Annotated in this window: 5 protein-coding genes and 1 pseudogene; 1 reads left to right on the top strand and 5 read right to left on the bottom strand. The window is 54.8% G+C overall.

Features of this window, described 5'->3' with window-relative positions; all coding sequences use genetic code 11:
- Window positions 1-224: 224 nt before the first annotated feature.
- Window positions 225-1814, top strand: coding sequence for an ABC-F family ATPase (locus BLO97_RS24440; RefSeq protein WP_003181279.1), 1590 nt, complete (start codon window positions 225-227; stop codon window positions 1812-1814).
- Window positions 1815-2009: 195 nt separating this feature from the next.
- Here BLO97_RS24440 and BLO97_RS24445 read toward each other — a convergent pair whose 3' ends face one another.
- From BLO97_RS24445 to BLO97_RS24465, 5 genes and pseudogenes are all read right to left on the bottom strand, one after another.
- Window positions 2010-6716: an RHS repeat-associated core domain-containing protein gene (locus BLO97_RS24445; protein WP_092348600.1), complete on the bottom strand. Its 4707-nt coding sequence runs from the start codon at window positions 6714-6716 to the stop codon at window positions 2010-2012.
- A 121-nt stretch (window positions 6717-6837) separates the two neighbouring features.
- Window positions 6838-7338, bottom strand: a complete 501-nt coding sequence (locus BLO97_RS24450; protein WP_092348603.1) for a hypothetical protein — start codon at window positions 7336-7338, stop codon at window positions 6838-6840.
- 48 nt (window positions 7339-7386) lie between these two features.
- Window positions 7387-10296 (bottom strand): hypothetical protein, encoded by a 2910-nt coding sequence (locus tag BLO97_RS24455; protein ID WP_092348606.1) that lies wholly within the window; start codon window positions 10294-10296, stop codon window positions 7387-7389.
- 29 nt (window positions 10297-10325) lie between these two features.
- Window positions 10326-12608, bottom strand: a complete 2283-nt coding sequence (locus BLO97_RS24460; RefSeq protein ID WP_092224047.1) for a hypothetical protein — start codon at window positions 12606-12608, stop codon at window positions 10326-10328.
- 50 nt (window positions 12609-12658) lie between these two features.
- A pseudogene (locus BLO97_RS24465) lies at window positions 12659-13126 on the bottom strand (hypothetical protein); the annotation flags it as partial.

The raw sequence follows: 13126 nt of genomic DNA on the forward strand, positions 1-13126 counted from the left end.
AATCGCCGCCAACTATTACGCGTCCCCTTTGGTCGATACCGCAAACGCGGCTTCGACGCACGTCTACCGGGCCAGGCGCTCCGTATTGCTGCTGTCCTCTTATGCCGGATGGACCCTTGCGCTTGCGACCGCGACGCCTTTGCGCGGTCGGGACGTGCGCAAACAGGTACTGAACAGGTACTGCCGCACCCTTAGCTACTCTGAATGTTCCGCAGGATAAACCTTTGATCTCTACAGCTAACATCACGATGCAGTTCGGCGCCAAGCCACTGTTCGAAAACGTCTCTGTCAAATTCGGCGCGGGTAACCGCTACGGTCTGATTGGCGCCAACGGTTGCGGCAAGTCGACCTTCATGAAAATCCTCGGCGGCGACCTCGAGCCGTCCGGCGGCCAGGTCATGCTCGAGCCGAATGTGCGCCTGGGTAAACTGCGCCAGGACCAGTTCGCCTACGAAGAATTCACCGTGATCGACACCGTGATCATGGGTCACGAAGAGCTGTGGAAGGTCAAGGCCGAACGCGATCGCATTTATTCGCTGCCGGAAATGACCGAAGAAGACGGCATGGCCGTGGCCGAACTGGAAACCGAATTTGCCGAGATGGACGGCTACACCGCCGAATCCCGTGCCGGTGAACTGCTGTTGGGCCTGGGGATTGGCATCGAGCAGCATTTCGGCCCGATGAGCGAAGTGTCGCCAGGCTGGAAGCTGCGTGTGTTGCTGGCCCAGGCGCTGTTCTCCGACCCGGAAGTGCTGCTGCTCGACGAACCGACCAACCACCTGGACATCAACACCATCCGCTGGCTGGAAAACGTGCTGACCCAGCGTTCGAGCCTGATGATCATCATCTCTCACGACCGTCACTTCCTGAACAGTGTCTGCACCCACATGGCGGACCTGGACTACGGCGAGCTGCGCCTGTTCCCGGGCAACTACGACGAGTACATGACCGTGGCGACCCAGTCCCGCGAGCAACTGTTGTCGGACAACGCCAAGAAGAAAGCCCAGATTTCCGAGCTGCAGTCGTTCGTCAGCCGTTTCTCGGCCAACGCCTCGAAAGCCAAGCAGGCCACCTCTCGCGCCAAGCAGATCGACAAGATCCAACTGGCTGAGGTCAAGCCATCGAGCCGCGTCAGCCCGTTCATTCGCTTCGAACAGACCAAAAAACTGCACCGTCAGGCGGTCATCGTCGAGCGCATGGCAAAGGGCTTCGACGGCAAGCCGCTGTTCAAGGACTTCAGTTTCACCGTCGAGGCTGGTGAACGCGTGGCGATCATCGGCCCGAACGGGATCGGCAAGACCACCTTGCTGCGCACCCTGGTCAATGAACTGGAACCGGATGCCGGCACCGTGAAATGGACCGACGCCGCGGAACTGGGCTACTACGCCCAGGACCATGCTCACGATTTCGAGGACGACGTCAACCTGTTCGACTGGATGGGCCAGTGGACCCAGGGCGGCGAACAACTGGTGCGTGGCACCCTGGGCCGCATGCTGTTTTCCAACGACGAGATCCTCAAGTCGGTCAAGGTCATTTCCGGTGGTGAGCAAGGCCGCATGCTGTTCGGCAAGCTGATCCTGCAAAAGCCGAACGTGCTGGTGATGGACGAACCGACCAACCACTTGGACATGGAATCCATCGAGGCACTGAACCTGGCGCTGGAAAACTACCCGGGCACGCTGATCTTCGTCAGCCATGACCGGGAGTTCGTATCGTCCCTGGCCACCCGCATCATCGAGCTGAGCGCCGATGGCGTGGTCGACTTCAGCGGCACCTATGACGACTACCTGCGTAGCCAGGGTGTGGTGTTCTAAGGGCAGCTGCGAGTTGCAAGCTTCAAGCGGCAAGTAAAAAGCCCTGTCCACTGTGACAGGGCTTTTTGTATTTCAAGGCGCATATCCCGCGATGCCGCTCATGCAAGAAGAATGAGGAAATCCGACAAACACGTGCGCCATGAACACGCTGGGCTTTAACAGCACAGTGAAGGAATGGCGTTGCGCGGGTTAGGCTTATGGAGCTGTGCTTCTAATACCATTCATTCTTATTGTCGCCCCTCTCAGTAGCTCGTCAAAATCCAGCTCAGTATACTTAGGTAGCATGCCTGATTTTGCTGTCGCGGCAGAATAACTCGGCGGATTAGAAGGAAGGGGAGCAGTAGCAGCGTATGGATCGCCAACCCTTCCCGACGCTGAGGATGCAGAAAGCCGGGGAGCAGTAGGAGCGTATGGATCGCCAGCCGATGCAGAAAGCGGGGGAGCAGTAGCACCAGCGAATGGATCGTTAGTCGGTCTCGGCACATTGCCTGTAGGGCGAGAAGCAGTTCCAGTGCGAGACCGTGGATGCGCAACGGGCATTCTATTCGGCGCTGGGGTCATCCTAAATGCCGCCACGCCTAAACCAATCGACGCCACCCCCGCTACCGAAGCAATGGCGATAAACACAATGCGAGCCGTGTTGTCGTCGGTGAGAGCCGCACCAACACTTGTGGAGGCAGCTATAACGCCTAAAAGCAAGGCGCCCAACGCCGCGTTAACAACGAAGTGCCCCGTAGGGTCTACCTCATCGAGCGGCCTCTGGCTGTATGCATACCCATTGAGCCCCCCCTTGCCGAATGGACTCCAGCTGTCCGGGCTATTGAATCGCATGAGCACCGGGCTATACACCCGGTAACCCTTTCCCAGCATATATCCTCCGGTCTGAGCCTCCCTCAGTTCACCATTGAAACCCAGTTCGGTACTGATAGGTTGTTCGGCGCTACGATGGCCATAAGGACTGTAAGCAAGAGAATGGGTTGAGTCGGAGCTGACTTCATTCATTACACTGTTGGTGAAATTACCGGCCAGTAACAGCGTGTTGTCGCCCTGACGCTCTGCCAATAAATGGTCATCGCCGCGCATGAAGGTACTGCTCCGCTCCCCGTCCACAAGGTTGGCGATGTGATCGCCCTTGTAAAAATGTTGCTGGGAACCGCCACCGTCATCGTTATTGGATAACCGGTCCAGCGGATCATACTGGAAGTTACCCGTTTTACCCGTTCCGGACTCACTCACACTGAGCAGCCGATTAAGCGCGTCATATTCCAGGACTCGGCCTTGCTCGTCTTGAATCAGGTTACCGTTGGCATCATAGGAAAGCACCAGCTCGTCTGGATGCCCCGCATCCCCTGAGTTGGTGACTCGACTCAGCTGGGCAGGGTCTTGCGGGTTTTCATAATGATATTCGGCCATGTTGTTTTTTCCATCGACCGTCTCTGTGATAACGATGATCAGATTATCCATCGCATCGAAGATAAAGGTTTGCCCCGAGAGCCTGTTGCCATACGGATCAATTGGCGGTTGGCTGCCCGCACAGGTATACGTCTCCAGGCGTCCACGAAGATCATAGGCATAGGTTTCGTCACGCAGCGTCTGGGGGCCTTCGGTCAAGGTGCGTCGCACGAGACAGTCAAACTCGTCGTATACCTGATCCAATACCTGGATAACACCATCAAGGTCGAACGTACGCTTTATTTCACGATGAAACTCATCGTATTCAAGGCTGATACCAAGGGTTCTCGCCGGTGCGCCGTCGACGATGTCCTGCGTGGTGATGGTAGCGACACGCCCCAAGGCGTCGTAAGTGAAGGCCGACGAAGTCGTCCCCAAGGATGTACGCTCCAATCGACCTTTAGGGTCATATTCATACTGCTGTATTTGATCGAGCACATCGGTATAGCTGAGCAAACGACTGCGAAAACTATACTCGTAGGCCATCGCGAAAGTTTGCCCATCCGCTTCAACGGTTTCGCTCTTGGGCTCGCCAAAACTGAAATAAGTACGTGCCAGTGTCCGCCCGCCCACGCTGGCCTTCGTCAATCGCGCGTTGGCCGGGTCATACTCGTAGTTACAGATGTCCCCACCTGAAAGTTGGCGACGCAGAGGTTCATCACTCAACTGTGGCATGTACTGGTATTCGACCGTTTGACCACTGGCGGGGGTCACGGTCTTAGGTCGGGTCTGCTGCGGATCGTATTCATAGCGTTGCAAACGCCCTCCGGTGACCGACTCGGTCATGCGGCCCAGCCCGTCGAACGTTTGCGTTCCCAGTTCCTGTCCATCCACGCTGATGCGTGTAGGCCAATCTTCAGCGCTGTGCTCGGCATATTCGCGCACAATCCTGGCACCTTGAGGCAAGATGGTTTGCGTCATACGGTCGAAAGCATCATAGCTGTACTCGGTAACGCGCAACGGAGTCCTGAGGCCCAACTCTTCCTTCACCGACCGTCCCAACCCGTCATAACTATATTTTTGCCGACTGATTACGCTTTCATCCAAGGCCAGACGCTCTGTCTGGACAGGCTTTTCAAACAGGTTGAGACGCGTTTCAGTGATCCCGCTGAAGTGGACCTTCGTCGAATCCTGCTCCCAGCTTCGTTCAATCGGGCCTGACCAGTTTCGATCGCCAATCGGATTGACTTGCTTATAGCGCTCCACGCCGTCCGGGCCGATCTCGCAGAAGGGCTGATTCCAGTCGTCGAACAGAAACCGTGTCTTGAAGGCTTTCTCCTGCGCTCCCCACCAATCGTATTCGGTCTGTTCGATCAGGTTCCCGAAAACATCGTACTGGGCGGCGTAGGTTTGGCGCATTGTCGGTTGGCTGCTGTCGGCATCGTTGCGCTCTTCGTAAACCGCCCTGTTAAGCCCATCGAATGCCGTCACGGTCTTCACGCCCTTGACGTCGAACAACCATTGCTCGGCCCGTTGCCCAATGCTGGCGGAGAGATAATATTCATAATTGCGCGTTGCCTTGTAGCGTGGGTCGTTCGGTGCCACGGTTTCACTGGTGACCCGATTCAGCACATCGTAAGTGCGGCGTATCTCTACGTCATTGTCGTCGCGCTCAAGCAGCGACTCGCCGTTGAGTAGCGAGCTTTCCAATGTAATGATTTTGTGCACCTGATCGAAGTCTGTCGTCAGCGTTTCCACTGTTTGCAGAACCGTCTCGTCGGCCAGGGTGCCCATCGTCACCCCGTACGTGTAGGCGGTTTTCGTTGCTTTTTCATTCAACGCAACCGACTGGTGCTTCAGGCGTCCATGCACCACATGCGCCTGCGCGTCGTCCTTGTCGTGGTAGTACTCATAGGCCGTGCTACGTAATTCCATGACGGCGCCGGGAGCCGTTCGCGTGAGCGTTTCACGTTCGAGCGCCAGCCACGACGAACGTCCGCTGCCGTCCAGCGATGGATACAGCTCGTAGCGATAATCGGTCCGCAGGGTCGGCGCACCGGCCACATAGCCAGGAGCGGGCGTCTGGGTTTGACTTTTGAGATTGCGCACGAAGCCATCGGGGTCTTTCGGGCAGCCATCTTCTCCGTCCTTATCGTAGTAAAAACTGGTTTCGACAACACCTGTGGGATGGGTCTGGACCAACAGATTGCCGTAGCTGTCATAGGTGCTGCTGGACTTTTCGCTACGTAATTGGCTACCCAACCGCCAGCGGTTGGTGACTTCGTGAGGGAGTTGAAACCAGTCTGGTTGGCCATCGAACCCACCGGGGATCTGACCATACACAGTCTCGACCTCCTGCTGTGCCGTGTTGCGCGTCGTGGTCTCCAGGGTGAGCAAGTGAAACTGGTTGAAGGTACGTTTGATACGCTGGACCTCCACCCCTCCATCCATCAGGTGCTCGGTGCAACCGTAGGCGTAATGGCTGCCAGTGAACTGATAGAGGTTATCCAACCCGTCATCGTTCCAACTCAGCGCCAGATTGCGACCCAGGAAATTATTGGTCTCCAGATAGGTCGAACCGTCGGTGAAACTGTAATGCGTTTCTACCATGGGCTGTCCGCTGCCAGGGAACACCCGGTGTTCTTTCACCCGGGGTATGGGCTGACGACCACTGCCGGTGGGAAACTCATGGCCCTGCGCGTCATAGACCACTTCTTCCCGCCCGCCCAGTGGCGTTTCCACCGACACGATGCAGGTATATTCGCCCACTGGCCTGTAATTCAGACGCCAGGCAACGTTGCGACCCGCTTCGCTCGGCAAAGTAATGACGTTGACGTACTTCTCGGTGCCGGAATCCAGCGTCATCGAATAGCGCGCCAACGGCGTGCCATTGGCGCCGGCAGTGGGGTGCAGGTCCAGGATGACGCTGCCCTCCTGACGGTCTACCTTCAGCAAATCGCCGCGCTCATCACTGATGCTCGCAAGCCGGAAATCATGGGCACCGAAGGGCAAGTGCCCCAGCGTCACCGCATGACCTTCCGGCGCGATCATCCGGACAGGCAAGGCAACCGCATCGTCTCCCCGGCCATGGACCCTGAGTTCTTCGACCAGACCGGACTTATGCACCAGTCGGTAGAGTTGATCGTCGTCTTTATCACGGTAAAAACGGAAGGTGTTGAGCTTTTTCTCTTTCATCAGAAGCTCGACCAGAACCCCTTCCTCCCGTTGCGCCGTAACCTTGTAACGCTCGCCGCTGTTCAAGGTCAGGATTTGCCGCTGAACCCGATATTGCGATTGCTGCACGTTCCAGCCGGTGCCGTAACCGCTGTCATGACGGTTCATGGGATTGAAGCCCATGGCCAGGGACAGCAGCGGACCGTTCAAGAAGTTGGGTTTGAATTCGGGGAAGTTGATGGAAAAAGTGTATTGATTGGTTCGAGGATCAACCCCGCCCGCTATGTAACTCATGAAATTGAAAGCGTTGGAATGTACCGCCGTGGAGTCGGTCATGATTGCCACCTCTGGAAAGAAACAAACTCAGAAAACCACGCGCCAATATTGAGTAACCTTGAGCTTCCCAACCGCTTGCTTTTAGATTTCACCGCCAAAAGTGAGCGCTAGGCAGGCATGATTAACTTGCAGGCGTACCTGGCCATATATAAACACAGGACAGCTTCCCTTCGACATTCTCATTATTTTTGTTTTTCCCATCTACAAACATCACTCCCGGTTTTAGAAGTTGCCCAGGTGTTGCCGACCTCAGCGTACCCGGAATTGAAATCAGGGTGCTATTGGTGGGCTGGATATAGGTTTTCACCCTGTAGTACCAATCCCCGGTATAGTCTGGCCCTACCTTTCGGCAGTTGGATTCCGAACCGAAGGCAATCTGCACGGCAGAATCCACATTATAGAGGGTAAAAAAACTGTACATATCATTCGTACAGTCGTTCGTACTATCATCTCTAAAACCATAGGCTTTGTATTCAGTACCAATATCAAGACTACAGGTGCCACCAGGATCCTCTATACTACCTTTTTGATATAGCTTAATACTTCCCTGAGCCAGAACGACAGTCATCGCCTGAACGGCAACAATCAGCAAGCCGGCGCCTATTTTCGTAAAAATGTTCATTGTCAGTCACCTGCAAAGGTTCGACCAATCATGGACGAAGGGGAAAGATCATAAAGCCGTATTATCCAGATAATTACGATGATAATAGGTTCCCTTGGGCTTGAATGAAATTCTCTGTTTGTGAAGATTGCCGTTCTTGTCTCGCAAGGCAACCTTCAAATCTTGATCCAACCGCGGACGCGGATGGGCGCGAGGCAAAATGTACGGAATGTTATCGTTTCGACACAGTAAAACAGCAAAGGTGAAGGGGTCATACCGAGTGGATTTGGCAACATCCAGAAGCTGGGGATCTTTTACAACATCAGGCATGAAATCATCGAAAGCCACCTTGTTTTTTAAATCATTATTTCCAGTAACATCTTCAAAGTAATAGCCCAGCCAACTAAACATAGTCTCCTCCAGCTTTTCGCTTTCCCAGCGAATGGAAGACACATTAATAAAATTCGGAACACCCGGTTCTAATTGATCAGGAAATAGCCATTCGAGCATGATAAAGTCCTGCCCCCTGCACTTGAACGTCCACCAATCCTGGCTGTTAAGAATCATATCGAAGTCAGCGTTATCATTGCCAGGTTCGCCTCCGCTGCCACCGGCTATGCGCACCCGAGTGAGATCATATACAAACTCTGCAGGCTTCACGGACCTGACAGTGATTCGTTTACCGATGCCCTCTTCCCCCTCTTTCGCTGTATCGATCCACTCACCACCGCCATCGGCGCTGTCTTTCTGAAATCTGGCATGCAGCGTTGCGGTGGTATTGACGGGCGCAACGGAATGAAGATAGAAATCCTGCTCGACCAGAGAATCATTTGCTCGCAGAGCGTCGGCATTCGGTACTTGGCCGGGGTTAGATGGAATGGCCAGGTCGAAGTAAGGACTCAGGATTTTATGCACTTGCAACTCTTGTGACGCCCCCGGATCGACTCCCAGATCCTCCACCGGTATAAAAGGCAGCTCATTGTAATTTTTGTAGAGCAGGCGCATGCTTGCCAACTCCGTCAAACTCAGTTTGTAGTACTTGAGCTCTTCGTCTATTGGATCCCACACACCATTGGTCTGGGTGCTGACTTGAACATGAAGTTGCTGGTAACCATTGGCCAGCACATTACCTTGCGTTTCCAGCTCCGGCCCACCCACCACTTTGATCGTGAACAGGGCCAGGGGGACTTCCCAAGTCGGATCCGGGTCCTGCTGTTTTTCGCCAATCACGCTGTAGCCCCGGAAAAACACCACGCCGTTACGTACGACTTCGCACAACACCACGCTTGTCTGCTCCACCCCTTGCGGTGGGGCGGTGTAAAGCCCTTCGTCCACGCTGCCGACACCACTGACCACTCGCCACCGCCGCGGCACCTGCGGCATCAGAGAAACATCGTGGTTCAATTGCACCGTATTGGCGGCGTTGAGACGCTCCACCACAGCCGGCTCGACGCTTAAAAACGACTGGGCATTGTCCAGCACCAGGGTAGATTGCGTTGTTTTGACGTTAGCACCGAGCGTCTCGCACAGCACCTTCTGAATCGAGAAGCTCTTGAGCTCAGCCTCGGCGCTGGCCACGAACCGCCACTGCGTGTCGGCAACCCTGGTCAGGCTGCCTTGTAGCGGCGCAAGCAGGCTGCATCGGGCTTCCTGCCCCATCGCGGTCGCGTTCAGTGTAACTTCGCCAGGTTCCTTCTTGAGCAAGTGGGTCACCAGTTTCGGCGCGATTTCCACCTTGCTGTAGTCCACCCTGAGTAAAGTCGAGGCGGTGTAGGTTTTGCCGTTGTTTTCATAGGTAGCTGTCACCAGCACACGCAACGAGTGGTAGCCAATACGTTGCGACGACACCGCCCTATACAAGCCATTGTCTATGGTGCCGTGCCCGTCCTCGGAGTGACTTTGCAGGCTGACGGCTTTCCACGTTTTGGCCGTCAGCGTCCTGCCTTCCCAATCGAGTAGCTGGAATTGCTGTCGCCCCCCGGCCTCGATGACTGGGAACGCGGGCTCCAGGCGTATGCTGGTCTGTGCGGGGCTGATGCGACCAAACGACACCACGTCATGAGGTCTGTGTTGCGAGACTTCTTCGTAGAAATTCAGTCCGGGGAAAGATAGATGCGCCGGTAAGTCCACGTCGTTATTGTTGGCATACCTCAGCATGTCCCGGGATAACACCCACAAGGCGGTGTATTTGCGATCACCACCAGGATTGGTGTCATCGGGCATCAAATAAGGAAAGTCGACACCGAGTTCTTGCCCCGGGCCACTACCGGCCAGCAGTTCGATCAATGCGAGCACCACACCATCGCCTTCATTTGCCGCACCTCTGACCTTCGCTCCGGGTGCAGCCTGGGTCCGCAGGCGGAAACGCCTTGGGGCAAGCCCGTGGTAGCCCTTGAGGCCGATTCGTCCCAGCTGAAACACCGTCTGGTCCGACGACAATTTGTCAAACTGCTCTTTAAAATAGGCACCGAGGCGCTCTGCGTGCTCCCCGCCCAAGAGATCGCAGGTAAAGGTACTGGCCCCCTTCAAATCCATCGTGATACGGCCTTGCCGGTCGACTTCAGCCACCACCAAGAACAAGTTGACCTTCATCGTCAGGGTGAAACCCTGTTGTTCGGTGATGTAACCCGTGGACAATAGAGTGTCCGAAGCGCCCACTCGAGATTGCCACGTCTTGATTTCCCCGCCCACGATATTCATCGTCACCGTAGCGCTGGAGTCCGCTAAGGTCGCACTCTCGAAAGACACCTTCGGCGCACCGAGAACGATTGATTTAACCTCGACAGACTGACTCTCAGACGCGTTAATGACAGTGCGACCATTCAAATAGGGTAAGAAAGTGAACTCTTCATAACGCGTTACATATTGCTGTTCCAGAAGATAATTAATGCGAAGGCGGTCGCATATGAATAATGCATCCCAACCCCGGGTAGTCAGTCTACCCTGCATAAGCGCAAGAACTTCATTCAACGTAGCCATGATAAATCCTCTTCCAATAAAAGGATGGATTACAAACTCAACGCTCGAATGACCGCACCTGAATCGGCTAACGGTAATGGCACGATGGTGTAACCTTCAAATAGACCAAGCACGGGTTCAACCCATTTTGCGCCAATGACGACGCAAGGTTGTGCACTGGGTCCGCCTTCACGATACAACCCCGTATCGCTATCGATTTCTCCGGGACCGTCAAAGGGGAGGAACCACTCTGCCTCGATGGGAAAGTGGTTAATCGTGGCGCGTAACTGAAGTTCACCTTCGGCGGAGGATTCAAGATCGGGCTTTATAACCATTATCGTGTTTTTATGTTGTGCCACCACATAACTTGACCATGTATTGCCGCTGTCTTCATCAGTCACGTTGATTTCATCGAAAACAAAGGCGGCCTCACCCGTGATCTCGTCGGCGGCAATATAGTCGTATCCACCGGTGGCAGGATTGGGGACCAAATCTCCACTTTCACCCGGTACCCGATTCTTTATTTCCCACGTCAATGGTCCGCCACCGATGGAGCCCGCCAAAAACGAAATGCGATCCTGCGGGTTGCACACTTGAATAACGGGATTGACCACAAGACTTTCCCTGATCACCGTTACTACGACCACACTTCGCTCGTCACTGGCCTCATCATGGGCAATGACCAGTACCTGAAGAGGGGCTGCGCCCAGTGTATGGGCCGGCGGTGCCCGGTACTCCCCTTCAGGCGTCATCCTTCCAGGATCCAAAGCGCCCGGCGCCTCTATCGTGAAACTGACTCCGGGGGCGGCCGGCTCCACCTCGAACAAAACAATTTCCCCAGGCAATAACAGCGTTTTCGGCGCACGGATCGTGAACGAGGCGCTGGAGGAAAGAACCCGGCCAAAGTCGACATAATCCTGTGGGAGCGCCACGACTTCCGATTGCAACCGGTGGGCACCCGCCAGGTCTACATCCGCCAAAAACACTTGGGTACCGGTGGCCGTCAGGCATTCGGCGTACTGCTCGATCAACGCGGTTTTAACCGCATGCCCGATAAACGCCACGATCCGACCGCGCAGGAGTTGCGGTGTGTTATCCGGCAGGCCGCTGATGTACGTCACGTCCGGCGTCTGCGTGCGTGGCACAAATAACTCGGCACCCACTTCGTACGGAGCGAACTCATCGACCATCATCCGAAACACCTGCTCAAGGCTGAAGGTGAACGTCACCGTAAAAGAGGTCCATCCCCCCGTGCTGCCCTGGAGCCGATAACGCAGTGGCACATCGGCCCTGGTTTGCCAGTGCTGAACGGCCCGAGTCAGTTCAAATTCGGCCGTCAGTGGCTGAGCTCCTTGCACCAGCGAGATACCAAAAGAGTCACAGCCAAAGTCGTAAAGATTGTCCTTATAATCGCGAGCCGTAATGGTCAACTCGCCCGAGGTGGCTTTCATGCCTATCACATGTCCATCGTCTTCCATCAGTTCGAAGTGATTGCTGCCAAACATGCTCAACAGTGCCCCGCCGAACGCGGCCCGATTGATCAGCCTGGACGAGAACAGCGCGGTGCTGGCGTAGTCCTTATCGGCGTCATTGGCGATCAGGTATCGGTATTCGCTCGGTTTGTAGCCGGGCCTGCCCATCGCCATGGTTTGATAAAACAGCAACGCCCCTTCGCCCGCGACCTCCCCGCTCGATTGAGTGCCCACATCAATGGACTTGATACACAGGAAAGGATTTTCCTGATCCGGGAACCTGGCCAACGGAAATACGGAACGTTCATTGGCCAAGGCTTCAAATTGCGCCTTGAAGAACTTGCCGCCAGCGACCTGTTCCTCCGGCACCGGCGAACTCGTCAGCCTGAGTTCTTCTGCCAGCGTCAGGTCCAGCACGACCTGCGCATCGCGCCCGGCTGCTGGCTCTTGGAAAGTAACCGGTTGCTCGTCTGTGACCAACTTATAAGCATTAAGTGGGCTAAAGAGAAAAACCGACTGGATAAGCTGTTGATCAATTTTTTTTTGCGTGATCACTTCTTGACCGCCGCTCACTTGCAGGGATGAACCCACGGCATTCGATACATACGACGTTGATGGAAAGGAAATCTCGGGATAACTCAATGAGCACCCGATCAAGTGATGGGTAAGCGGAGTATCCGGCACCTCGTAACTTCCGGTGATGCCATTCAGGCTTATGCCCTGGCTCAATCGGAGTGCATGGTCCTTTTGTAGCGCCTGGTTCACCGAATGACCCGACAAGGCAAACAATGCATCCCACTCGCGCATCTGGCTGGTGCCCTGCATCCAGCCTAACAGTTCGGTTACCGAATAACTGGCCATCGCTACTTTCCTCATTTAATAAATGGGTTGCAAGCAAGTCGTTATACAGATCAATAAACCAGGCCTGTCCCGCCCTCAATCGCGGCAACACTCAGCGGCACATCGGGAATATCGAGCAAGGGCAGCGCGAGCAGTAAATGACCTTCAAGAACACCTATAACCACCGAGTCCCAGGACGCTCTGATGAACACGAAAGCCTGCGGGGCCATTTCGTCAACCTTATAGACGCCTGGGGTTTCGCTGTGCCATGAGCCGGGGCCGTTGAATTCAATACTCCACTCAACGTGTTCGGTAATATCCCTGTTATTGGCTATGGCTCTTAAAGCGACTTCTGTCAAACCTTTCAAGCTGCCAGGGGCTTGAATGGTTATCCCGGGATTTGTCTGTGTAACCACCATGTAAACCGACGCCGTATACCCTTTGTAAGTCGCCACGAGTTCATCCATCACATAGGTTTTCTCTTCGACGACTTCTTTATTTGAGACATAGGTGTAAACGCCATTATTGGATTCGATAGA

Source organism: Pseudomonas sp. NFACC05-1 (genome assembly GCF_900100135.1).
GTDB classification, from domain to species: domain Bacteria; phylum Pseudomonadota; class Gammaproteobacteria; order Pseudomonadales; family Pseudomonadaceae; genus Aquipseudomonas; species Aquipseudomonas fluorescens_Q.

Bases quoted from the DNA above. Each gene is read 5' to 3' on its own strand.
- BLO97_RS24445 (WP_092348600.1), bottom strand. From the start codon at position 6,716: ATGACCGACTCCACGGCGGTACATTCCAACGCTTTCAATTTCATGAGT.
- BLO97_RS24450 (WP_092348603.1), bottom strand. From the start codon at position 7,338: ATGAACATTTTTACGAAAATAGGCGCCGGCTTGCTGATTGTTGCCGTT.
- BLO97_RS24455 (WP_092348606.1), bottom strand. From the start codon at position 10,296: ATGGCTACGTTGAATGAAGTTCTTGCGCTTATGCAGGGTAGACTGACT.
- BLO97_RS24460 (WP_092224047.1), bottom strand. From the start codon at position 12,608: ATGGCCAGTTATTCGGTAACCGAACTGTTAGGCTGGATGCAGGGCACC.